This window comes from Corynebacterium oculi (assembly GCF_001412105.1).
Lineage (GTDB): Bacteria > Actinomycetota > Actinomycetes > Mycobacteriales > Mycobacteriaceae > Corynebacterium > Corynebacterium oculi.
Map to the genome: position 1 here is coordinate 212,626 of NZ_LKST01000002.1, position 22,232 is coordinate 234,857.

The 22,232-nt window shown below is 65.0% G+C and carries 23 protein-coding genes; 2 read left to right on the forward strand and 21 right to left on the reverse strand.

The window, feature by feature from the left end; translation table 11 throughout:
- Positions 1-90: 90 nt before the first annotated feature.
- Positions 91-1,704 (reverse strand): chaperonin GroEL, encoded by a 1,614-nt coding sequence (gene groL, locus Cocul_RS04930; protein ID WP_055122205.1) that lies wholly within the window; start codon positions 1,702-1,704, stop codon positions 91-93.
- Between the two features lie 10 nt (positions 1,705-1,714).
- Entirely contained in the window at positions 1,715-2,014 is a 300-nt protein-coding gene (gene groES / locus Cocul_RS04935) for a co-chaperone GroES (protein WP_055122206.1), read from the reverse strand.
- Between the two features lie 222 nt (positions 2,015-2,236).
- Here groES and Cocul_RS04940 point away from each other — a divergent pair, with 222 nt between their 5' ends.
- Positions 2,237-3,619: an amino acid permease gene (locus Cocul_RS04940; RefSeq protein WP_055122207.1), complete on the forward strand. Its 1,383-nt coding sequence runs from the start codon at positions 2,237-2,239 to the stop codon at positions 3,617-3,619.
- Positions 3,620-3,666: 47 nt separating this feature from the next.
- On the opposite strand, the gene Cocul_RS04945 is transcribed toward Cocul_RS04940, so the two are convergent.
- The 15 genes from Cocul_RS04945 to glmS form a co-directional block, all read right to left on the reverse strand.
- A complete protein-coding gene (locus Cocul_RS04945; RefSeq protein WP_055122208.1) occupies positions 3,667-4,446 on the reverse strand; it encodes an ABC transporter permease in 780 nt (259 codons plus the stop codon).
- Positions 4,446-4,580 (reverse strand): hypothetical protein, encoded by a 135-nt coding sequence (locus Cocul_RS13000; protein ID WP_281176061.1) that lies wholly within the window; start codon positions 4,578-4,580, stop codon positions 4,446-4,448. The genes Cocul_RS04945 and Cocul_RS13000 overlap by 1 nt, the downstream gene beginning before the upstream one ends.
- A 607-nt stretch (positions 4,581-5,187) precedes the next feature.
- The gene (locus Cocul_RS04955) at positions 5,188-6,159 is read right to left on the reverse strand and encodes an ABC transporter ATP-binding protein (RefSeq protein ID WP_055122210.1); all 972 of its coding nucleotides are present in this window, start codon (positions 6,157-6,159) and stop codon (positions 5,188-5,190) included.
- Positions 6,160-6,274: 115 nt separating this feature from the next.
- Positions 6,275-6,811, reverse strand: a complete 537-nt coding sequence (locus Cocul_RS04960; protein WP_055122211.1) for a GNAT family N-acetyltransferase — start codon at positions 6,809-6,811, stop codon at positions 6,275-6,277.
- A gap of 30 nt (positions 6,812-6,841) precedes the next feature.
- Positions 6,842-7,222, reverse strand: coding sequence for a hypothetical protein (locus Cocul_RS04965; RefSeq protein ID WP_055122212.1), 381 nt, complete (start codon positions 7,220-7,222; stop codon positions 6,842-6,844).
- A 64-nt stretch (positions 7,223-7,286) separates the two neighbouring features.
- Positions 7,287-8,339, reverse strand: a complete 1,053-nt coding sequence (tsaD, locus tag Cocul_RS04970) for a tRNA (adenosine(37)-N6)-threonylcarbamoyltransferase complex transferase subunit TsaD (protein ID WP_055122213.1) — start codon at positions 8,337-8,339, stop codon at positions 7,287-7,289.
- On the reverse strand, positions 8,336-8,803 hold the full coding sequence (gene rimI / locus Cocul_RS04975) for a ribosomal protein S18-alanine N-acetyltransferase (RefSeq protein ID WP_055122214.1): 468 nt from the start codon (positions 8,801-8,803) through the stop codon (positions 8,336-8,338). The genes tsaD and rimI overlap by 4 nt, the downstream gene beginning before the upstream one ends.
- On the reverse strand, positions 8,782-9,468 hold the full coding sequence (gene tsaB, locus Cocul_RS04980) for a tRNA (adenosine(37)-N6)-threonylcarbamoyltransferase complex dimerization subunit type 1 TsaB (protein WP_055122634.1): 687 nt from the start codon (positions 9,466-9,468) through the stop codon (positions 8,782-8,784). The genes rimI and tsaB overlap by 22 nt, the downstream gene beginning before the upstream one ends.
- 39 nt (positions 9,469-9,507) lie before the next feature.
- Complete coding sequence (gene efeB / locus Cocul_RS04985; protein ID WP_055122215.1) at positions 9,508-10,725, reverse strand: iron uptake transporter deferrochelatase/peroxidase subunit; 1,218 nt, start codon at positions 10,723-10,725, stop codon at positions 9,508-9,510.
- On the reverse strand, positions 10,722-11,906 hold the full coding sequence (gene efeO / locus Cocul_RS04990) for an iron uptake system protein EfeO (RefSeq protein WP_055122216.1): 1,185 nt from the start codon (positions 11,904-11,906) through the stop codon (positions 10,722-10,724). Before efeO ends, efeB begins: the two co-directional genes overlap by 4 nt.
- Positions 11,907-11,911: 5 nt before the next feature.
- Entirely contained in the window at positions 11,912-12,778 is an 867-nt protein-coding gene (gene efeU, locus Cocul_RS04995; protein WP_055122635.1) for an iron uptake transporter permease EfeU, read from the reverse strand.
- Positions 12,779-12,961: 183 nt separating this feature from the next.
- Positions 12,962-13,600, reverse strand: coding sequence for a vitamin K epoxide reductase family protein (locus Cocul_RS05000; RefSeq protein ID WP_082422181.1), 639 nt, complete (start codon positions 13,598-13,600; stop codon positions 12,962-12,964).
- 61 nt (positions 13,601-13,661) lie between these two features.
- Complete coding sequence (gene tsaE, locus Cocul_RS05005; RefSeq protein ID WP_055122217.1) at positions 13,662-14,159, reverse strand: tRNA (adenosine(37)-N6)-threonylcarbamoyltransferase complex ATPase subunit type 1 TsaE; 498 nt, start codon at positions 14,157-14,159, stop codon at positions 13,662-13,664.
- A 3-nt stretch (positions 14,160-14,162) separates the two neighbouring features.
- Positions 14,163-15,293 carry an alanine racemase gene (alr, locus tag Cocul_RS05010; RefSeq protein WP_055122218.1) on the reverse strand — a complete coding sequence of 377 codons (1,131 nt, stop codon included), beginning with the start codon at positions 15,291-15,293 and terminating at the stop codon, positions 14,163-14,165.
- Positions 15,294-15,367: 74 nt separating this feature from the next.
- Positions 15,368-17,242, reverse strand: coding sequence for a glutamine--fructose-6-phosphate transaminase (isomerizing) (gene glmS / locus Cocul_RS05015; protein WP_082422182.1), 1,875 nt, complete (start codon positions 17,240-17,242; stop codon positions 15,368-15,370).
- Between the two features lie 187 nt (positions 17,243-17,429).
- Here glmS and Cocul_RS05020 point away from each other — a divergent pair, with 187 nt between their 5' ends.
- Positions 17,430-18,275, forward strand: coding sequence for a dienelactone hydrolase family protein (locus Cocul_RS05020; RefSeq protein WP_055122219.1), 846 nt, complete (start codon positions 17,430-17,432; stop codon positions 18,273-18,275).
- A gap of 354 nt (positions 18,276-18,629) precedes the next feature.
- Here Cocul_RS05020 and Cocul_RS12285 read toward each other — a convergent pair whose 3' ends face one another.
- From Cocul_RS12285 to glmM, 4 genes are all read right to left on the reverse strand, one after another.
- On the reverse strand, positions 18,630-19,289 hold the full coding sequence (locus Cocul_RS12285; protein WP_150114381.1) for a hypothetical protein: 660 nt from the start codon (positions 19,287-19,289) through the stop codon (positions 18,630-18,632).
- A 738-nt stretch (positions 19,290-20,027) separates the two neighbouring features.
- Positions 20,028-20,432: a hypothetical protein gene (locus tag Cocul_RS05035; RefSeq protein WP_150114382.1), complete on the reverse strand. Its 405-nt coding sequence runs from the start codon at positions 20,430-20,432 to the stop codon at positions 20,028-20,030.
- The gene (locus tag Cocul_RS05040; protein ID WP_150114383.1) at positions 20,429-20,728 is read right to left on the reverse strand and encodes a hypothetical protein; all 300 of its coding nucleotides are present in this window, start codon (positions 20,726-20,728) and stop codon (positions 20,429-20,431) included. Before Cocul_RS05040 ends, Cocul_RS05035 begins: the two co-directional genes overlap by 4 nt.
- A 99-nt stretch (positions 20,729-20,827) precedes the next feature.
- Positions 20,828-22,171, reverse strand: a complete 1,344-nt coding sequence (gene glmM / locus Cocul_RS05045) for a phosphoglucosamine mutase (protein ID WP_055122224.1) — start codon at positions 22,169-22,171, stop codon at positions 20,828-20,830.
- Positions 22,172-22,232: the final 61 nt, after the last annotated feature.

Sequence of the window (22,232 nt, forward strand, 5' to 3'; positions counted from 1 at the left end):
TTCCCCATAGATTTTGAACCACAAAGGCTCCCCCACGCCACCATAAAGCAGCGCGAGGGAGCCTTCTCGCTTATAGCGAGGTTCACCGACCTAGTGGTGGTGGTGCCCACCAGCGGCGGACTCCTCCTCCTTGGGCTTTTCCACCACGGAGGCCTCCGTGGTGAGCACCATGCGGGCCACCGAGGCGGCGTTCACCACGGCGGAGTGGGTCACCTTCACAGGGTCGATGATCCCCTGCTCGATGAGGTTGCCGTACTCCAGGGTGGCGGCGTTGAAGCCCTCGCCGTTGGCGCGCTCGGCGGTGCGAGCCACCACCACGGCGCCGTCCAGGCCCGCGTTTTCCGCGATCCAGAAGGCCGGCTTCACCAGGGCGCGGGAGAGCGCCAACACGCCGGTCTTGGCCTCGCCCTCGAACTGCTCGGCAAAGGCCTCCAGCTCGCGGGCGATCTGCACCAGCACGGAGCCGCCACCGGCGATGATGCCCTCCTGTACGGCGGCACGGGCGGCGTTGATGGCGTCCTCCACGCGCAGTTTACGCTCGCCCACCTCGGTCTCCGTGGCGGCGCCCACCTTGATCACGGCCACGCCACCAGAGAGCTTGGCCAGGCGCTCCTCGGCCTTCTCCTTGTCCCAGGAGGAGTCGGTGTTCTCGATCTCCCGGCGGATCTGCTCGCGGCGGTTGTCCAGGGCCTCGGCGGTTCCGGCGCCGTCCACGATCACGGTTTGATCCTTGGTGATGGTCACGCGGCGCGCGCCACCGAGCACCTCGGTGCCGGATTCGGAGAGGTTCACGCCCACCTCCGGGTCCACCACGGTGGCCCCGGTGACCACGGCGAGGTCATCCATGAAGGCCTTGCGGCGCTCCCCAAAGTACGGGGACTTCACGGCGGCAACCTTGAGGGTCTTGCGGATCGAGTTGACCACCAGGGCCTGTAGGGGCTCGCCCTCGATGTCCTCGGCGATGATGAGCGCCTGCTTGCCGGATTCCGCGATCTTTTCCAGGATCGGCAGGAAGTCCGGCAGGGAGGAGATCTTGTTGCGCACCAGCAGCACCACGGCGTCCTCCAGGATCGCCTGCTGTGCCTCGGTGTCGGTGATGAAGTACGGGGAGAGAAAGCCCTTGTCAAAGGACACGCCCTCGGTGACGTCCAGGGAGGACTCGATGGAGGTGGATTCCTCCACCGTCACCACGCCGTCCTTGCCCACCTTCTCCATCGCGCCGGAGACCATCTCTCCGATAACTTCGTCGCGGGAGGAGACGGTGGCCACGTTGGCCACGTCCTTGGCGGCGGAGACTTCGGTGGCGCGGGCCTTGAGTTCTTCCACCACCTTCTCCACGCCCGCGGCGATGCCGCGGTTGAGTTCGATGGGGTTGGCGCCGGCGGCCACGTTGCGCAGGCCCTCGGTGATGAGGGCCTGGGCCAGCAGCGTGGCGGTGGTGGTGCCGTCGCCGGCGATGTCGTTGGTCTTGATCGCCACGGACTTCACCAGCTGGGCGCCGAGGTTCTCAAAGGGATCCTCCACGTCGATGTCGCGGGCGATGGTCACGCCGTCGTTGGTGACGGTGGGGCCGCCAAAGGCCTTGTCCAGCACCACGTTGCGGCCGCGCGGGCCGAGGGTGACCTTCACGGCGTCGGCAAGCGTATCGACGCCGCGCAGAATGCCCTCGCGGGCCTCTTGGTCGAATGCAATCAGCTTTGCCATGCGCTATCCCCTACTTGGCTACGACGGCGAGGACGTCGCGAGCGGAGAGGATCAGGTACTCCTGGCCCTCGTACTTGATCTCGGTGCCGCCGTAGCGGGAGAAGATCACGGTATCGCCCTCCTTGACGTCTACCGGGATACGCTCGCCCTTCTCATCAAAGCGCCCCGCGCCCACGGCAATGACGGTGGCCTCCTGCGGCTTCTCCTTGGCGGAATCCGGGATGACCAGGCCGGAAGCGGTGGTGGTCTCGGCCTCGACGATCTGCACCAGGATGCGGTCCTCAAGCGGGGTGATGTTGACGTTTGCCACTGTTATTCCTCCATGTGGATAAGTGCTTACTTGATTGTGCCGGTTGCTGCTATCCAGCACAGCCGTCGTCGCGGGTGAACAACTGTGTGTCTCACAACCTGACTGGCACTCTACCCCCACGAGTGCCAGCGTTCAACCATTCCCGCCCAGTTTTTGACACGCCCGCTACCCCCATGCGCTAGAGTTTGAAAAAACCATTTGACTGATAGAAACGGCTTCGCCATGACCGCCTCCCCACCAAGCCAACCGCGCGAATTGCAGCGGCAACTCACCAACCGTCATATCCAGCTCATCGCCATCGGCGGGGCCATCGGCACCGGCCTGTTCATGGGCTCGGGAAAGACCATCGCCCTGGCGGGCCCCTCCATCCTGCTCGTGTACGCCATCATCGGCGCGGCGCTCTTCCTCTTCATGCGCTGCATGGGCGAACTCCTCCTTGCCAACCCCCACTTCCACTCCTTCTCTGACATCGCGGAGAAGTACCTGGGGCACTGGGCGCGCTTCGCCATGAGCTGGACATACTGGCTGTGCTGGATCGTCACCGGCGTGGCTGATCTCATCGCCATCACCGGCTACTTCCGCTTCTGGTGGCCGGAACTACCCAGCTGGATTCCCATCCTGGGCACCATCGCCCTGCTCTTTGTGCTCAACGCCCTCACCGTCAAGGCCTTCGGTGAGACGGAGTTCTGGTTCGCCCTCATCAAGATCGTGGCCATCGTCGCCCTCATCGTGGTGGGTATCGTGCTGATCTGCATCGGCGCCACCAACGATTCCGGCTCCACCGCCGCCGTGAGCAACCTTTGGGAGCACGGCGGCATCTTCCCCAACGGCTTCACCGGATTTGTCACCGGCTTCCAGATCGCCCTCTTTGCCTTCGTGGGCGTGGAACTCGTGGGCACCACCGTGGCCGAAACCAAAGACCCGGAAAAGGTGCTGCCCAAGGCCGTGAACTCCATCCCCCTGCGCATCGGGCTGTTCTACATCGGCTCCCTCACCGTCATCATGATGGTCACCCCGTGGAATGAAATCGTGCCGGAAAACTCCCCCTTTGTCACCATGTTCGCCCTCACCGGCCTGCCTGCGGCGGCCACCATCGTGAACCTCGTGGTGATTACCTCGGCGGCCTCCTCCGCCAACTCCGGCATCTACTCCACCTCCCGCATGGTCTACGGCCTCGCCCAAAGCGGCGATGCCCACCGCGCCTTCGCCCGGCTCTCGCCCCGCCAGGTTCCCCGCAACGCCCTCACGCTGTCCTGCATCTTCCTGCTCTCCGCGCTCATTCTCATGGCCACCGGCGACGGCGTGCTGGAGGCCTTCACCTTGGTCACCTCCACGTCCGCCACCCTCTTCGTCGCGGTATGGACGGCCATCATCTGCTCCTACCTCGTCTATCGACGCCGCGAGCCCCAGGCCCACGAGCGTTCCGCGTTCCCCACCCCCGGCGGCTCCGCCACCGCGATCGGCCTGCTGGCGTTCTTCGCCCTCATGTGCGTGGCCCTCTCCCTGGCCGCCGATACCCGGGGCGGATTGATCGCGGCCCTGGTGTGGGTGGCGGGCATCTGCATCGTGGGGGTGCTGCGCCAGCGCAAGGCAGCGGAGGACTAAACCTCCCCGCCCTCACGTCGGCCGTCGGAGAGCCTGATACGCACCTCCTACAACACCTCCCCGCTGCCATTGCCCGAGCGCATCCGCGCCCACGCCACCCGCAGACCCACGACGCCGAAGGCAACCCACGCGATGGCGATCAACCCCTCCGCCAGCAGCGGCCACGCGCTAGGGTTCCCGGCGATGGACTCCCGCAACCAATACACCAGCCACGTACCCGGCAGCACCGCACTGACGGGCTGCAACCAACCCGGATAGGCGGAAAACGAGGCGATCACGCCGGCAGTGACCGGGAGCAACGCGGCCAGCACGTTAGCCGCCAAGAAGGGATCGCGGCCCGCTATGGCCACCGCCGAGCAGGCCAAGCCCACGCAACAACCCACCACCACCGCCAGGGCTATCCCCAGCAGCGCACGCCCCAGGTGTCCCGCGCTGTGCGCGGGCTCCACCGCCCATACCGCCACGCAACCCAACGCGGAGGTCAACAAGGCAGTAGCGGACGGAAACAGGAACTTTCCACCCCAATACGCGGCAGACCACGGGGATACCGCCAAGGTCTCCTCCACCACACCGATGCCACGATCGCGCACCACGGCCCCCACCGCCTGCGCCACCACCATCGCCAGGGCAGACACCACGAACCCCGCATAGGCCACCGTGGCAGCCCCCGGCACGTCAAGGGATCGCGCCACCGTGACCAACAACGCCACCTCCAAGAGCGGAATAAGGGCCAGGGTGGTGAGCATCGTGCCGGTATTCCGCATGGCGGGAGCGCTCACCCGCGCCACGCGCAGCGCCACGGCGGCCGGGGATTCCTTCCAGCCCATTAGCCCACCACCTCCACGGAGGCCCGCACCGTAGCCCGGTGCACCATGCGGTTAAGCAGAACCACGGCGGCTGCTCCCCACAGCAACGCCAACCCGCACGCCACCGGCGCGGCGGATATATCCCCTTCGAGCACCAGCCTGGCGGCCCAGAAAATAGGAAGATCTTGCCCAGGTGGGCAAACTCCCCAGAAACAGCCCCATAGCCAAGCAGCCCACTAAAAAGCACCACGGGGATATTCAGCAGCGGCTCATACGTAATGGCGTTGGGAGTAAGCACAAAGATAGGGGCGATGACCACGCTCACCGATAGGCAAGAAAACCAGTACAACACTATTCCCAGCGCGGCGATGCCGCCTCCGGGATACACAATCTCCCCTCCCCCGCATGCCTCGGCAAGGAAAGCACACGCCCAGGCCAAGGGGAAGGCCACCAGGCCAAAGGTGGAGCTTGCCGCGACGAGCGGGAAAATCGCCTTGGCGGGGTGCCCGGCCCCCAGCAGCAGGTATGCCAGGGTCCCCTGAAAACGCTGAAAGCCAATGATCCCCGCGGAAACCGTACTCACCGCCCACATTCCCACCATCGCGGAACGCAACCACATATCCCCCTCCGCGCCGCCTGCATACCGCGCCCCCAGGTACTGCAAAGTAAAGATGGACACGGTGGAGGTCACCGCCAGCTGCACGAAATACGGCGTGCGGGCAAATAGGCGAAGATGAAAAAGGAGGGCTCGGGCTACGGGCATCATCGCTGCCTCACCAAAGCCAGGTAGCCTTCTTCCAAACTCGGTGGACGGGTGACCACGTCATCGGGATCAAAGCCCTGCTTCCTGGCCGCCTCCCCCACGCGGGCCTCGGAACTCGCCCCGGCCCATGCCACGGTAAACAGAAATCGGGTATCCACCCGGCGGAAACGCACCTGCGCCACACCCGGCATATCTTCTAAGGCCGTCCGCAGGCGGAGGCACCCCTGTTCCCCCGCCGTGGCGTTAAGAGTAAAAGTAGAGATGCCCCGCACCCCGGCGGCCCGAGCGATCTCTCCGACGGTGCCCGATACCCCGATGGTGCCATTCATCAACACGTGGATACGATCCGCCAGTTTTTCCATCTCCCCCAGCAAGTGAGTGGTAAGCACGATCGCCGCGCCGTGCTCATGCGCGAGGGCGTCAATCAGGGCGATGATCCCCTCCGCAACATCGGGATCCACACCATTGGTGGGTTCATCGAGGAGGAGCAGATCCGGCTCATGCAACAAACCGCGCGCGATATGCAGGCGCTGCCTCATTCCCCTGGAGTAATTTTCCACGGGATCGTGTTCCCGATTTTTCAACCCCACCATGCCCAGCACGCTATCCACGCGCTGCCTCCGCCTTGCGCTAGGAACACCAAGAATATCCGCAAAGAAAAGCAGGTTATCCCGAGCCGTGGCCCGCAGGTAAAAGCCGCGTTCCCCGCCAAGAACCACACCCATGCGCGACCGTGCTCGCCGGGGATAGCGGACGGCATCAATGCCGCATACCTCCACGCTCCCCGAGGTGGGCTTGAGCAGGGTGGAACACACCCTCACGGTGGTGGTTTTCCCGGCACCATTGGGCCCGAGCAACCCCACGATCTCCCCGGAGTCTACGGAGAAACTCACGCCGTCCAGCACCCGCCGCGCGCCGCCAGAGAAATCCCGGCACAGAGAATCCACGCGCAGCACGGAATGACGCCCCATGTATGTCCCCTAAAAATAAAAAGAAGATAGTCTTTAGCAAGCAGGCCGCTATGCCGATTGTACGGTGATATACATCTCAGATTCAATACTTGCATAGGAAGTCCCACGCCGGGGCTCAGCGTGAGGGTGCAGGCCTCCCCAGCCTCATCACGATCAGTCTGCGATGCTCCCCCAGCAGCGGGTACCACCCCCCCTCGCGGGTGTGGTGGAAGGCAAATCCCAGTTTTTCCTGCACTCGCTGCGACTGCGCGTTCTGTTCATGGGAGGAACACCACACCGCGTTCATGCCCAGGTCCTCAAAGGCGTGGCGCAGCACCTCCCCTGCCGCCTCGGCCGCAAGCCCCCTGCCCCAGTACGGGACTCCGATCCAGTATCCCAGCTCGCACTCGTCGCGCCGCGCAGTAAGGTCGGTGGCCGCCCCCGTTTTGAGCCCCATCGAACCGATGGCTGCGTTGCTCTCCCGCAACACGATCGCGTATGTTTCCGGGGCGCTGAGCACGCCGGAGATGCTAGCGCGGCTTTCTTCCTCGCTCTTGTGCGCAGGCCAGCCCGCCCTGGGGCCCACCCTGGGGTCGGAGGCGTAGCGGAACAGGTCAGCGCTATCGGATTCTTCCCAGCTCCTGAGAATCAGCCTTGGTGTTTCCAGAACCACAAGAAACTATTGTGCCCGATACCGCATGGACTATTCCCACTCGGCCGCGCTGCGCCACAGCGCGTATTCCTCCGGGTAGTCCTCGCAATACACCTGCGCGGCTCGCACGGTTTCCTCTGCCGCGGCGCGGTCGGACTCCGTGAGGTCAGCGCCATCGGCGCGCAGGCACACCACTTCTCCCCGCACGGCGGAGGTGGGATCGGTAAAGAAGGCAGGATTTCCGGTCACCCGCTGATTGCGCGCCAGGGAGGCCGCCGGGTTCGGCGCGCCCCCCTCCTCCACGGGATAGCCCAGATAATCATGGGACTCGCCGAAGGCCACGGGGATGGCCTCTCCCTGGCGGAGTTGGTGGGTATCCACCTCCACGTCGCGGAGGGTGAAGTGCGGGGTGATGAGGATTCCTTGCGTCACCCTTGTGAGGCTAGGTGCTCGGCGGTACCCGCACCACAGAAGCCACCAAGATTTCATTTACCGTTTACTCTGCGTGCACCAAGGGCACCTCCACGTCCAGGGAGGGATCGGTGCCCACGCTCAACCCGGAGGGCCGCGCCCCCTCGTGAATGAGCTGGGCGGCCACCGTGGCGATCATCAGCCCGTTGTCCGTACACAGCGGGAAACTGGGCACCCGCAGTTCTATCCCGGCCGCCGCGCAGCGCTCCTGAGCCAGTTCCCGCAGGCGCGAGTTGGCCGCCACCCCGCCGCCCAACAGCAGCACCCCGGCCCCCACGTCACCGCAGGCGCGCACGGCCTTCATGGTGAGCACGTCGCACACGGCCTCCTGGAAGGAGGCGCATACGTCCTCCACCGAGATCACCCGGCCGTCCCGCTCGGCGGCCTCCACGTAGCGGGCCACGGAGGTCTTGAGCCCGGAGAAGGAGAAATTATGCCGGTGTCCGCGTTCCTCGTCCACGCGCTTGGTCAGGCCTCTGGGGAAGGCAATAGCGGCGGGGTTTCCCCGGCTGGCGAGCCTGTCAATCACCGGGCCGCCGGGGTAGCCCAGGCCCAGCAGTCGGGATACCTTGTCGTAGGCCTCGCCGGCGGCGTCGTCAAGCGTAGAACCCAGCTCCCGCAGGGGCCTGCCCACGGCCTCTACTTCTAGCAGTTGGGTATGTCCGCCGGAGACCAGCAGCGCCACCGCGTGCGGCAACGGCGCGCCCTCTAGGTTGGCCACGGCCACGTGTCCGCCCAGGTGATTCACGCCGTAGAAAGGAACGCCCCACCCGGCGGCGTATCCCTTGGCCGCCGAGGCCCCCACCAGCAACGCCCCCGCCAGGCCCGGCCCCACGGTGGCCGCCACGGCGTCGGCACGCTCGATCCCCGCCTGCGCCAAGGCCTCCCGCATCACCGGCACCATCGCCTCCAGGTGCGCGCGGGAGGCGATCTCCGGTACTACCCCGCCAAAGCGCGCGTGCTGCTCCATCGAGGAGGCCACCACGTTGGCCATCTCCTCCACCCGACCGTCCTCGTGCAGGCGCACGATGCCCACGCCGGTTTCATCGCAGGAACTTTCAATGCCAAGGATAATCATGATGGTTTAACAGTAGCCTCGCGCATCATGGTGTACGCATCGGCCCCGGAGGGCTGGTAATAGTTGCGCCGCGTGCCCGTTACCTTAAAGCCACGGCTCTCATACAGGCCTATCGCCGGGGCGTTATCCGTGCGCACCTCCAGAAATACCGGGGCTTCCAAGAGGTCAGCGGTGTGCAGAAGCTGATCCAGCAACTCGCGGCCTAAGCCCCGGCCCTGGTAGGCGGGATCCACGCCGATGGTGTACACCTCGCACTCCGGGCTATCGCTGGGGCCCAGCACCACCAGGCCCGCGTAGCCCACCAACAGGTCACCGTCCTGCGCACCCACATAAAAGGAGGAGGGGTGCGCGATCTCGCGCTCAAAGGCCTGCCGTGGCCAGGGGCTATCCGTGGGAAAAAGCACCTGCTCCAGTTCCGCGCAGCGGGGAGCGTCCGCCGCCGTTAGCCGCCGCAGCCCCACCATTTGTTCACCTCCGGGATAGCCGGGGAACGCGGCACCGGCTTGGGCTCGGCGGCGTCGGGACGGCGCAGGTAGAGGGGGCGCAGCGGTTCCGGGGTGGCATCCATGTCCGCCAGCGCCACCAGGGAGGCAGGGGTGGGGCTCAGGTGGCTTCGCGGAATATCCGCCAGGTGTTCCGGCAGCTTGTCCGCCAGGTGTTCCGGGACGCTGAGGTGCAGCGGAACCTCCCTGGGGCTTAGCGACGCCGGGGCCACCACGTCCGGCCCCTCGCTACGCTGGCCGTGGCGATACGATGCCCAGTACACCTCGCGGCGGCGCGCGTCCGTGGCCACGAGCGCCACGGGGTACTGGCTAAGTTGGTGCCCGATCGCGTCCAGGGAGCACACCCCATGCACCGGCAGACCCAGGGAATGCCCCAGGGACTCGGCGGTGACCATGCCCACCCGCAGCCCGGTAAACGGGCCGGGGCCGCAGCCCACCACCATCGCCTTCATGTCCACCAGGCTCAGGCCCTGCTCGCGCAGCATCTCCTGAATGGTGGGCACCAAGAGCTCGTTGTGGGAGCGGGTTCCGTGCACGATGCGCTGCGCCACCACGTCCCCCGTGGCGGCGTCCACGATGCCCGTCAGGAGGTCCGCCGTGGCGGTATCAATAGCGAGGGTTAACACGCCCACCAGGATAACCCGCTCGGCTCGCCCCGATCCGCGCTACCCCAGCAGCCGCTGCCCCACATAGGCATCCCCCTCGCGGATACCCGGCGGAATGAGGTACAGCCCCGTGGCGATGTGCTGCAAGTACTCCGTGAGCAGATCGTCGGCCATGCGGGCGAGCACCGGAATGAAGTGGGTACGGGGATCGCGCACGTAGGCGATGAAGAACAGGCCCGCCTGCAACCTGCCCAGCTCCGTGAGCCCCTCGGTGTAGTTGTATCCCCGGCGCAGCATGCGCGCGCCCTGGTTGTGCTCGGGGTGCACGGTAGCGATGTGAGAGTTCATGTCAATACTCCCCTCGCTAAAGTCCGGTGCGCTGAACTCCTCCCCGCCGGACATCGGCGCGCCCTGCACCTTCTCCCGGCCGATGATCCGCTGCTGCTCGGACAGGATCAGCTCGTCCCACACCTCCATCATCATGTGAATCTTGCGCACGCATAGGTAGGTGCCGCCGGCGGCCCAGGCCCCCGCCTCGTCCTCGGGCTGAATCCACAGGTGCTCGTTTAACTCCTCCACCGGCTCCTCCGCCTTGATGTTGGCGGTGCCGTCCTTAAACCCAAAGAGATTGCGCGGGGTCTCCTGCTGCGTGGAGGTGGAGGCCGTGCGGCCATAGCCCACCTGCATCCAGCGCACCGACGCCGTGCCAAAGGCCAGGCGCTTGAACTGGTGCATGGCGTGCAACACCACCATCGGATCCTCCGCGCAGATCTGGATCACCAGATCGCCGTGGGAACGATCCTCGTCGATCTTCTCCGCCGCCATGCGCGGAATCCCCTGGCGCAGGGCCTCCGGGCAGGACTGCGTCAAGCCGAACTCGTCGCGGAAGAGGCTGGCCCCAAAGCCAAAGGTGATGCTCAGGCGGGAGGCCCCCAGGCCCATCGCCTCCCCGGTATCGTCCGGGGGCACGTCATCGCGGGCCTTGGGGGCGTTCACCGGCTCGCCCGCCTGCATTCGCTCGGCGGCCAGGGTCCACTTCTCCAGCAACACCACCAGATCCTCCCGGCGCGTGGCCACCACGTCAAAGGCCACCATCAGCATCTGCTGCTGGGCGGGCGTGATGATCCCGGACTGGTGTTCCCCACGGAACTCCACCGCCTCCTCGGTGTCCGCGCCGCTGGGGGCCGTTCCCCGCCCCACCGCAAAACCGCCCAGGGCGGTGCCCGCCCCCACGCCCGTGCCCAGGAGCATGGCCCGGCGGCTGATCCGCATGGTCATGAAACGATCGCCTCGGTGAGCGTGGCCAGGGGCACCCGCAGGGCGTCCACGCGATCCGAGAGTTCGCGGCGGGCCTTGTCATCGAGGGAATCGTAGGAAACAAAGCCCTCGCCCTCCCGGTACTTGTCTAGGGCCGCTTGCAGGGCCTCAAACCGCGAGGTGATGGTCTCGGCCAGCTCCGCATCGTTGCGCTTGGCCAGGCCCTCCACCGTGCCGTAGGCCACCCGAGCGCCCTCCAGGTTGCCCTGGAAATCGTAGAGATCGGTGTGGCTAAAGGCCTCTTCCTCGCCAGTGATCTTGGTGGTGGCCACCTCCTCCAACAGGCCGATCGCACCGTTGGAAATATCCGCGATGCTCACCGAGAAGTCCTCGGAATACACCAGGTCATAGAGCTTCTGAGTATTATCCACCAGCCCCTGGGCCATCTCGGCGCGCTCCTCGGTGCTCGCCGCCGAGGTTCCCTCTGGCCGCCACAGGTCTTTCTCAATGCGGTGCCACCCCGTCCAGGGGCGGGTATCCGTCTCCTCGGAGGCCTGGTAATCCGCCTCCCGCTCATCCAAGGCGGGGTCGAGGTCCCCAAAGGCCTCTGCGGTGGGTTCGATCCGCTCGAAGAACATGCGGCTGGGGGCGTAGGCGGCCCGTGCCGCGTCCTCGTCTCCGCCCCGATAGAGTGCGGCAAAGTTCTCGGTGGCGGTGAGCAGTTGGCCCACCTGGTCACGCACGTAGGCGGTGTAGTTGGTCACGGCGGTGTCGATGAGTTCCTTCTCATCGGCGGAGACCTCCACCTCCTCGCCCTGGGTGACGGTGAAGTCCCGCGCGTCCACCAGCGCCCCCACCATGTTCTTCTTGCAGGCCGTGACGTAACTTCCCGGCTCCAGCAGCACCGTGTAATCCGTGGACGTTCCCGGCCCCAGATTCTCGCGCTCGCCCACGATGCGCAGGCGATCCTCCGCCAGGATCTCAAACTCGTTGCGCACCGTGCCCTCGTTCTTCAACTGGAACGTCACCCGGCCCGAGGGGATCTCGGAGGCGGAAACCTCGCAGGAATCATCGGTGATGCGCACCGTGATGGCGTCGCCGGTGCCACCCTGGGCTTCCGACGCCCCCTCGGGGTTATTCGCCACGCAGGCGCTCAACGCCACCGCGGGCAGCACGACGGGAACAATACGAGCAAACTTCATTGGACTTAGGCCCTCTCTTCATTCTTGATACCGCTCCGCACGCGGCGCTGCTGCCACCAGAACAGCGGCAACGCCACCGCGAGGTAGGAAACCCACCCCACCACCTGCACCACGGTGGGGGCGAGATTGACGTTGAACATGGCTTCCGCCAACACAAACCACCATGCGCTCGGGTGAACACCGGGAATGTGCCCATCGAAATAACCGGAGAGGTCATAAGCGCTCGTGCCCCATCCAGGAATCACCCCCGCCTCCTGAAGATCACCCAGGCCATAGGCCACGATTCCGGCGGCCACCACGATGAGGAGGTAACCGGTGAACGTGAAGAACTTTCCCAGATTGATCCGCGCGGTACCCCGGTACACCAGCCAACCGATCGCCGCCGCCACCGCAAGCCCAGAGACCACACCCAGGGTGGGCTGCCACAGCCCGCCGTCGGCCGTGGCACGCACCGTGGCCCACACAAAGACTGCGGTCTCTAGGCCCTCGCGCCCCACGCTGAGGGCGGCCAACCATACGATCCCCCAGGCCGAGGAGTTCTCCAAGGCCGCGGCAGTCTGCGCACGAAGATCCGCGCTGAGCTGGCCCGCGTGCTGGGACATCCACAGGATCATCCAGGTAATCATGGCGGCGGCCACCAGGGAAAGCGTCCCGCCCAGGATCTCCTGAGCCTGGAACGTCAGCGTGTAGGGCCCCCACGTCATCACCGCCCCCACCACTAAGGGGAGCGCGGCCGCCAGGGACACCCCCAGCCACAAGCGCGGCAGCATATCCCGGCGATTCATCTTCACCAGGCTCGCCACCAGGATTCCCACGATGAGGGAGGCCTCTACCCCCTCGCGCAGGGCAATCAGAAAATTGGCAAGAAACACGAACCCATCCGCCCTTTCAAGGCACATGTCACGAGGGGAAACGATATTCCCTCTCCACCCCAAAAGTTAGCCCCGCCTTGCCTAGCGGGTCAATGGGATAACCCCATTATTTACCCCCGCGTGCGCTCTTTTTCACAGAACCGCACCGCGCCGCTGATCTGCCCCCTCACCTGAGCCTACTGGCTAAAAATATGACCAGAACTCCACCACGATCGCCACCCCGATCACCACGATCCACAACGCCGCGATGAGGAGCTTCCCGCGATCCCACGCCCGAATCACCGCCGAGCCCGCGCCCTGACCAGAATCTCCATACGTGCGCAGGTTAAAGGCCGTGACGTACACAAAGAGCACGATGGTCACCGCCCACACCCCCATGCAATAGGGGCACAGGGCGTTAATCACGTACACCGCCTGGAAGAACAGCCAGTGCACAAACACCAGGGCAAAGGTCATGCCCGCCTGAGCCCCAAACCAGAACCACCCCGCAAAACGCCCCCCGGCCGCCACCGCCGCCCCGATGAGGGCCACCATGCCAAAGCCCACCAGGCCGATCAGCGGATTCGGGATGCCAAAGGCCGCCGCCTGCACCGAGCGCATGACGTTCCCGCAGGACACCACGGTGCTGAGATCGCAGGTGGTGGTGTAGGAAGGATCCTCCGCCAGCTTCATCTTTTCCACCATGATGATCCCGGACAGCACAATGCCGATGACCCCGCCCAGGACGAACAACCACCCCCACGCCGCCGAGGGGGCCGCCCCCGTGGGATAACCGGCCTGCCGATCCTCGTTTGCGTTTGCGCCTGCCGCCGCGTCCACCATGATGTGATCCTCTATATCATCCGCCCACGCGCACCAGGTGCGCTTTCATACCCCTCTTATACTAGGCCCCGCCCCGGCGGCTCCACGATATGATCCTAGCCTCAGCCTCGGGGTCCTCCACCACCGCCGTGGTGCGGTCTAGGTGGATAAACAGGTATTCCCCGGCGATCTGCTCCACCAAACCACCGCCCCACTCGGCTACCACCACGGCCTCCTCCAGCTCGGAGTCCAAATCCAGGGCGTCCAATGCCCCCACCGGATCGGCCGCCGCGCTGCCCTCCCCCAGCAGCCGGTAGGCGTCCACGTGAATGAGCGTGGGACCGCCCTGGGGATCGCGGTGTTCTCTCGCGATGACGAACGTCGGGGAGGTAACCCTACCCCGCACCCCCATGCCCCGCGCGATCCCCTGGGTCAGGGTGGTCTTGCCCGCGCCCAGCGGGCCATCAAGCACCACCACGTCCCCCGCCTCCAGCGCCGCCCCGAGCTGTTCACCGAGCCGCTGGGTCTCCGCCGCGTCCTCGCACCTGCGCGATCCCCGATCGGGGAAAGCCTCTTTCATCGCCTACGCTCCTTCCGCCACGTGGACCCTGCGGGTGCGCCCCCTCGGGGCGCACACCACCTCGTAGTTGATCGTGCCGCTGCGCCGCGCCAACTCCGTGGCGCTCATGCCCCCGCGACCAAAGATCACCGCCTCATCGCCGGGCGTCACCCCGTGCGCGTTATTCCCCAACCACACCAGGCACTGATCCATGCACACGCGCCCCACCTGGGGATAGCGGTGTTCCCCCACGGTGACCTCCAGATGCCCCTGCGCCGCGCGCGGAAGCCCATCGGCATAGCCCGCCGGAATCACGGCCATCCAACCATCGCTCGGCGCGCGCCACGTGAGCCCATAGGAGGTGGCCTCGCCCACACGCATCGGCTTGACCAGCAGCACCCGAGCCAGCCACGTCATCGCCGGGATCAGGCCGTGCTCCCGCCCGGCTATCGGCTCCAATCCATACAAGGCCACCCCCACTCGCACCATCTCATGATGAAGATCCGGGCGGGTCAGCGCACCCGGGGAATTGCACAGATGATTCACCGGCACCTCCAACCCGCACTCCCGCGCGCAGGCGATAGCGCGGCGAAACTGCGCGGCTTGTTCCTCGGTGGCCGGGTTTTCCGGCTCATCGGCGCAGGCCAGGTGGCTCATCAACCCGGTGACCCGCACCAGCGGGGAGGAGGCCAGCAGGCCAAAGACCTCCCGCCAATCCTGCGGGTCCACGCCGCTGCGGTGCATTCCCGTTTCCACCTTCACCGTGGCCTCATACGGCGGTGTTCCTGGACGATCCGGGCACGCGGCGAGGGCCTGGGCGGCGTCGATAAGCACCCGCGCGTGCTCCGGCGAGGTCACCGCCAGGCGCACCCCCTGCCGCAGGGGTTCGCTGATGTCCTGCCCCGGCGACCACAGCCACGCCGTGATCGGGGCGGTGATCCCCCGGTCGCGCAGGTAAAGAGCCTCCGCCAGGGTGGCCACACCGAGTTCCTGCGCCCCGTTTGCCACCGCCGTGCGCGCCGCCTCCACGGCACCGTGGTTATAGGCATCGGCCTTCACCACGGCCATCAGCCGAGCGGGAGCCACCCGCCGCGCAATCTCGCGGGTGTTATGCGCGATGGCCCCCAGATCAATGCGGGCGGTGAGCAAGTCCATGGGATCCCATTGTGCCACTCCCGCACGAAGGTAAACATAGGGCCTTGCTTAGCGACGCTCCCGGGTGCCCCTCTTTATTCCACGGTCACGGACTTGGCGAGGTTACGCGGCTTATCAATGTCCTCGTTACCGCATTCCTGGGCGATATAGGCCGCCAGGAACTGCAACGGCACCGTGGCCAGCAACGGCTGCATGAGGGTGGAGGCCTCCGGCAGGCGAATCAACCAGTTGGCAAAGGGCTCCACCGCGGTATCGCCCTCCTCCGCGATCACGATGGTCTTGGCACCGCGAGCGCGAATCTCCTGGATATTGGACACCACCTTGGAATGCAGCAGCTTCACGCCACGGGGGCTGGGCACCACGACCACCACCGGAAGATCGTCCTCGATGAGCGCAATCGGGCCGTGCTTGAGTTCGCCAGCGGGGAAACCCTCCGCATGGATATAGGCCAATTCCTTGAGCTTCAGGGCGCCCTCCAGCGCCACCGGGAAGCCCACGCCACGCCCGAGGAAAAGCATGGTGGGAATGGCGCCCAGCGTGCTCGCGATGCTGCGGCACTGCTCCGCGGCGGGAAGCAGGGTTTCCACCTTGGCCGGAATGGACTCCAGGGCCTCCCAGATCTCCTTGATCTCGTCCGGGTACTTGGTGCCCTTGGCCTGCGCCAAGGCCAGGCCCACGATGTAGTTGGCCGCCACCTGCGCCAGGAAGGCCTTGGTGGAAGCCACGCCGATCTCCGGGCCCGCATGCGTGTACAGCACGGCATCAGACTCCCGGGGAATCTGCGAGCCATTGGTGTTACACACCGCCAGCACCTTGGCCCCCTGGGCCTTGGCGTAGCGCACCGCCTCCAACGTATCCGCCGTCTCCCCGGACTGGGAGACCGCCACCACCAGCGTGCGCGCGCCTAAGACCGGGTCGCGGTAGCGGAACTCGCTGGCCACCTCGATCTGCACGGGAATGCGCACCCAGTGCTCAATGGCGTACTTGGCCAACAGCCCGGAATGATAGGCCGAACCGCAGGCCACCACAAAGATCTGATCCACGGCCCGCAGATCCTCATCGGAGAGGTTCTGCTCGTCCAGAACAATCCGCCCGTCCTGGAAATGCCCGGCCAGGGTGTCACGCACGGCGGCCGGCTGCTCGTGAATCTCCTTCATCATGAAGGAACTAAAGCCGCCCTTTTCCGCCGCCTCCAGATCCCAATCAATAGTAAAAGGACGGCCCTCGGCTGCCGACCCATCAAAGTTAAGGATCTCATAATCGTCCTTGGTGATAATCACCACGTTATCCTGATTGAGCTCCACCGCATTCTTGGTGTACTCGATAAAGGCCGCGACATCGGAGCCAAGGAACATCTCCCCTTCGCCCACGCCCACGATCAGCGGGGTGGAACGTCGCGCCGCAATAATCTGATCCGGGTGATCCGCGTGGAGAACCAGCAGGGTAAAGGCCCCCTCCAAGCGACGCAACACCTTCAACGCGCTGGCGCGAATATCGCCAGCGGTATCGCCCTCGTTATAGGCCAAGGCCACGAGGTGCGCGGCGGTTTCCGAATCCGTCTCCGAGGCCAACTCGATCCCACGCGCCTCAATTTCCTGACGCAACGGGGCAAAATTCTCAATAATCCCGTTGTGGACAATGGCCACCTTGCCATCATAAGAAAGGTGCGGGTGAGCATTCTCGTCCGTGGGGCGGCCGTGCGTGGCCCAGCGCGTATGCCCAATCGCGGTGGTACCCGCCATGCTGGACTGCCCAATCTCCGCGATCTTGTCCTCAAGATTAGCCAGCTTCCCGGCGCGCTTGGCAAAGTTCAGCGCGCCCGGATCCGCCCCCGAATCCACCACGGCGATTCCCGCCGAATCATAACCACGATATTCCATGCGGCGCAGCGCATCGAGGGCCACACCCAGGCCCTGGCGGTTACCGACGTATCCTACAATTCCACACATAGCCGCCAGGATAGTGTACGGATCAACCAGGCACCATCACCTCCCCTTTGCACAGGTCAGGGATCGCTTATCAACGCCGCCCCTCCCGCGCACGTCACCCCACCCCGGCTTTGCCGCGGTCAGACCCGAGACCGCTGATCTGCATGGGAAACACACCCACTCCACCCCTATTTACTATCCTGTAGGCGTGTCTGAGAATCTGAACAAGCACCTTTCCAAGCTCTCCAAACGCGGCCCGCACCGCGTATTAGTGGGAGACCTCGCTTATGCCGGGCTACCCGGCAAGGTGTACACCCCCGCCGAGGGCAATGGCATCCCCGCCGTGGCCTTCGGGCACGACTGGTTAACGGGGATTAAGGCCTACCGTGTAACCCTGCGCCACCTGGCGAGCTGGGGCATCGCGGTGGCCGCCCCAGATACTCAAACCGGCTTTCACCCCGATCACCGCAGCCTCGCCGCCGATCTTAATACCGCCATGCAAATCCTCGCCGGAGTGAAACTGGGCCACGGGAATGTCACCGTTTCCCCCGGCAAGATCGGCCTAGTAGGGCACGGCATGGGCGCCGGTGCCGCGATCCTCGCCTCCGCGAATGAGGAAAAAGTGCGCGCCGTGGCCTGCGCTTACCCCGCCGTGACCTCCCCCTCCTCCGAGGAAGCCGCCCGCGCGGTAAAAGCCCCCGGGCTGATCCTCGGCTCGGGGCGCGACAGCCTCGTGGAATCCGGCAACCCCGCGCGGGTGGCGCATCACTGGAAGGGGAACGTGGCTTACCGCGAGCTAGAAAACGGTACCCAGCACGGGTTTAGCGAGGACACCGTGCGCAAACTCCTGGTGGGGGCGAGCGGCCCTCAAACCTCCGCCAAGGAAACCGCCCGCGGGCTCATCACGGGGTTCTTGCTCCACCAACTAGCCGGGGAAAAGAAATACTCCGGGTTCTCCGAGCCGGACGCCACCGCGAAAAAGGTGCTGGCTTTCACCGATGAGGAGATCGCGGACAAGGCTCAGGCCCACCGCAAGGTTTCCCTGCCCCTGTAGACCGTCCGGGGCTCACCTGCTGTTTCTCCTCTGCACGGCTTCTTTCCGCCCTTTTTCTCAATTTCTCTTCAGCACTCCCCGCACAGGCCCCCGTGTAGCGCGCCGCTCCGGCTCGTGCCACTCCTGTGAATGCCGTCCCCTCGGTGGCACGGCAGGAGTCACGCCGGGTATCCCCTCACCATGCGTGGAAACCGCCTGCTCCGCTCGCGGCACCCCGCCTCGCGCAGCGTTCATGTTCCTTTCTCGGTCACTTCTTTCCAAGTCCCGGCGGCTTTGTTCCAAGGCCACCTCGAACTCCAGCATTCTCTTCGCGGCGCGTTCCCGAAAGCGCCGCGCAAACTCCTCAAACTCCATTTACCACGCACCCGCCTTCCTCGCTCCACCCGACTGCGATTCCTCCGATGGTTTTTGTGATTCTGGCTCCCCCACCCGCGTTCCTTCCTCATCTCCGGTTATTTCCTGGGTGCTCACCGCCGTTTGTTGTTCTTCATTCATAGAGCGCTCCTCCACCAATCCCTCACCACTCGGGGTGAGGGTCTCTCCCGCCGCCGGAGCCGGGGAGCCGCTCACCGCGTTCAGGTGCGCCACCTTTTCCGCCGGGGGTTCGGGCTCCGGCACGGAAGCCAGATCGTCGGCGTTCACCACGGGCGGCACCGGCTCAGGATTCCGCTCGGGGGTGGGCGGCGGGCATTCCGGTGGAGGAGGGCACTCCGGCGGTGGGGAACATGCCTCCGGTGGAGCATCGGAACGCTCCGGCTCGTGCACCACGCACTCCCCGTTCTCTGCCTGATTCGTCGGCCTATCTGTTTGTGGCACTTGCCTATCCGGTATGTCTGGGTCGGGTTGCGGCCCCGGTGGAGACTGCTCGCATATATCCCCTGTACCCGCTGCCGCCTCGTGGAAGAAAACATCGGCGGCTTCCATGAGGCCCGTGGTAACCTGCTGCGCTAATCCCAGCCCTTGTTTGACCACCTCGACCCCCACGGTGGCCGCCTGCGCGGCAATGGTGTGCACCGACGAGTAATCCACCGGGCTTACCCCGGGCGGCCGGTGCCCAGAAGAAGAAGGAACATCGCAGCTTGCTTCTACCTGAGACGCCGGTGCAGGTGGTGTCTCTCCTCTGCTTTCCTGCGGGGACGTGCACTGCTGCGGCGGGCACTCCGGGGAAACCCGCGCGGGTTCTGCCGTGACGGGCGGTTCTCCTTGCGGCTCTGGAGGAAGAGGAGCCGCAGCGGAGGGCTCAACACACGGTGCTGATGCCGCTTGCGTGGTTATGCTTTCGGGCGTCCCGACGCCCTCGGGGAGGTGAGCGGGACGAGGAACCTGTGTGGTTGGCCCAGACGGTGCCGGCGCGGCAGGCGACTGTGCCGGTGGGGATGCGGCGGCTGGTTCGATACAGGGCTGCTCGGGAGGCACGGCCTCGGCCGCCGGAGTGGAATCACCTAAGTCTCTTGCCCCGCCGGAGACACGCGAGGGCGTTGTTTGCGGTATCTGCGCTGGCGCGCATGATGGTTCCTGCTCCGTGGGGACTCGTGGCTGCTCCCCTTCACACACGGCCACGGCCCGATGTTCAAGTTCGCCTATGCACCCGCGTATGGCCTGATCGCGCTCCTGGCATAGTTGGGTGACGGATTCTGCCGCCTGGTCCACCAGCGTGGCCGCGGAGCCCAGCGCGGAGCGAAAAGCCTCCTGGTGCTCCGGGCCGGCTTGGGGGTCGAGGCAACGCAGATGAGAACTCAGCAACGCCACGCTTTACGATAGCGCCGAAAGGATCTCCATGACGGCGGTCTCGGAGGTCCGAGCTATATCATTGAGCGCTTCCGCCGCCTGCCCGGTTTGCGTGCCGAGGTGTTCAGCCTCATCGCGATTCTTCCACCACCCGCGTATTCCCTCCGCCACGGTCTCTCCAATGAGGCCAAAGGCAATTTGCTTGAGCACCTGAAGCAGCCCACCAAGCCAACCTTTACTCAGCCCGGCGGTATCCGTAGAACCCAAGGCCCGGCTCATGTGGTGCGTGATCTGTTGAGTATCCAGGCCAGCGATACCATCCACTGCCCGCTCTACATCCGCCACCGCCACGGCGGGCCCTGCGTAATGGCCTCTCGCAGCGTCACGGAGTTCTGCCACTGCATCGCCATACTTCTGGGCGCTGGTCATCCCCATCGCCTCATCTCACGCGCCTGATCCTGATCCGTTTCTTCCACGCGATCAATGTCTCGCAGAACTCCACGCAATATCGCGGAGAGCCGCCTCATTCTGGTGATCTCCTCCGCGTGCATGCGCCGATACGTCTCGGAAAGCCGTATGCCCTGCTCGCGGAACGCCTGCCCTACGACGTGCGTCGGTAAGTCAGGAGGAGCCGCAAGGTACGTGCCTATTCGCTCCTCTAGTTCCTCGATCCCCCGCCTGACCATGGTGCGGATGGCCTCCGGTGCGATAGAGATATCCTCCACGCTGATCACCCTTTTGCTGATCTAAGTCAAAACCGTGCTCTTCCTCTTTGACTCAGATCAGCGCGCCGGTGGTTCCCCTATTCCGGAAAATTAACTCATCTACACCGCCGCCACCACAGCGGCGAGCTTTCCCGCCACCTTACGAGCCTGTTCTTCTTCTGCGGCTTCCACCATCACGCGGAACAATTCCTCCGTGCCAGAGGGACGCAACAACACACGTCCGGTCTCGCCCAACTCCGCTTCTGCTTCCTCTATGGCCGCCACCACCTGTGTGTTCTGGGCGATCACGCTCTTATTAGAAACGGGGACGTTGATGAGCACCTGGGGCAGAACCCTCATCACCGCAGCTAGATCGGACAGCGGCTGATTCGTCTCCGCCATGCGCGCCATGAGGCTCAGACCGGTCAACACGCCATCGCCGGTAGTTCCGTATTCGGGAATAATGATGTGCCCCGATTGTTCCCCACCGAGGCTAAACCCCGAGGCATTAATCTCTTCGAGCACATAACGATCCCCCACCTTGGTGGGAACCACGGTGATCCCCTGCTCCTCCATAGCCAACCGCAAACCCAGGTTGCTCATCACGGTGGCCACAAGAGTGTTCTTCTTTAACTCATTGTTCTCCCGCATCGCCACCGCCAGGATCGCCATGATCTGATCTCCATCGACGACCCTCCCCTGCGCATCCACCGCCAGGCAACGATCCGCATCGCCATCGTGCGCCAATCCCAGGTCGACACCGTGCTCCTGCACCGCGCGCCGCGTCTGCTCAATGTGCGTGGAACCACAGTTATCGTTGATGTTATAGGCGTTGGGCTCGTTGTGGATCGCGATGACCTCGGCCCCGGCGCGCCGATAAGCCTCCGGGGCGATCGCTGAGGCCGCGCCGTTAGCGGCATCCACCACCACCTTCAGCCCCCTCAGATCCGCCTTGACCGCCTCCTTAAGATGCGCCAGGTAGCGCTCGTGGGCATCTGTGGCTTCCTCGATCACGCGGCCCACCCCATGCCCCGTGGGCCCTTTCTCCTCCAATTGCGCCATCACGGCCTCAATCTCATCTTCCACGGTGTCCGGGAGTTTACGACCCCCCGCAGAGAAGAACTTGATTCCATTATCGGGCATGGGATTGTGCGAGGCGGAGATCATCACGCCCATATCCGCACCATAATCATCGGTCAGGAAAGCCACAGCCGGGGTAGGCAGCACCCCCACCCTCAGCACATCGACGCCTCTCGACGCCATCCCCGCAGCCAAGGCCGCGGCCAGCATCTCGCCGGAGACCCTGGGATCCCGGCCCACGATGGCCAGCGGACGACGTTTGGAGGACTGCTTCTCAGCAGTGAGCACCTGCGCCGCCGCGGCCCCCAATCGCAACGCCAAGGAGGCCGTAAGAGCCTCGTTTGCTAAGCCACGCACGCCATCGGTACCAAAAAGTCGAGTCATGCGCTCCATTATGCCTGCCCCGCCGCGCCCACCCTTTCAACGCCCCACAACGACAAAACGC

What these genes read in the sequence shown, in the direction of transcription:
- efeB (WP_055122215.1), bottom strand. Translation starts at nt 10,725, where the DNA reads ATGACCATGCGGATCAGCCGCCGGGCCATGCTCCTGGGCACGGGCGTG.
- Cocul_RS04940 (WP_055122207.1), top strand. Translation starts at nt 2,237, where the DNA reads ATGACCGCCTCCCCACCAAGCCAACCGCGCGAATTGCAGCGGCAACTC.
- groL (WP_055122205.1), bottom strand. Translation starts at nt 1,704, where the DNA reads ATGGCAAAGCTGATTGCATTCGACCAAGAGGCCCGCGAGGGCATTCTG.
- glmM (WP_055122224.1), bottom strand. Translation starts at nt 22,171, where the DNA reads ATGACTCGACTTTTTGGTACCGATGGCGTGCGTGGCTTAGCAAACGAG.
- glmS (WP_082422182.1), bottom strand. Translation starts at nt 17,242, where the DNA reads ATGTGTGGAATTGTAGGATACGTCGGTAACCGCCAGGGCCTGGGTGTG.
- tsaD (WP_055122213.1), bottom strand. Translation starts at nt 8,339, where the DNA reads ATGATTATCCTTGGCATTGAAAGTTCCTGCGATGAAACCGGCGTGGGC.
- Cocul_RS04945 (WP_055122208.1), bottom strand. Translation starts at nt 4,446, where the DNA reads ATGGGCTGGAAGGAATCCCCGGCCGCCGTGGCGCTGCGCGTGGCGCGG.
- alr (WP_055122218.1), bottom strand. Translation starts at nt 15,293, where the DNA reads ATGGACTTGCTCACCGCCCGCATTGATCTGGGGGCCATCGCGCATAAC.
- tsaE (WP_055122217.1), bottom strand. Translation starts at nt 14,159, where the DNA reads ATGAAAGAGGCTTTCCCCGATCGGGGATCGCGCAGGTGCGAGGACGCG.
- Cocul_RS05000 (WP_082422181.1), bottom strand. Translation starts at nt 13,600, where the DNA reads ATGGTGGACGCGGCGGCAGGCGCAAACGCAAACGAGGATCGGCAGGCC.
- efeO (WP_055122216.1), bottom strand. Translation starts at nt 11,906, where the DNA reads ATGAAGTTTGCTCGTATTGTTCCCGTCGTGCTGCCCGCGGTGGCGTTG.
- Cocul_RS05035 (WP_150114382.1), bottom strand. Translation starts at nt 20,432, where the DNA reads ATGACCAGCGCCCAGAAGTATGGCGATGCAGTGGCAGAACTCCGTGAC.
- Cocul_RS04955 (WP_055122210.1), bottom strand. Translation starts at nt 6,159, where the DNA reads ATGGGGCGTCATTCCGTGCTGCGCGTGGATTCTCTGTGCCGGGATTTC.
- rimI (WP_055122214.1), bottom strand. Translation starts at nt 8,803, where the DNA reads ATGGTGGGGCTGCGGCGGCTAACGGCGGCGGACGCTCCCCGCTGCGCG.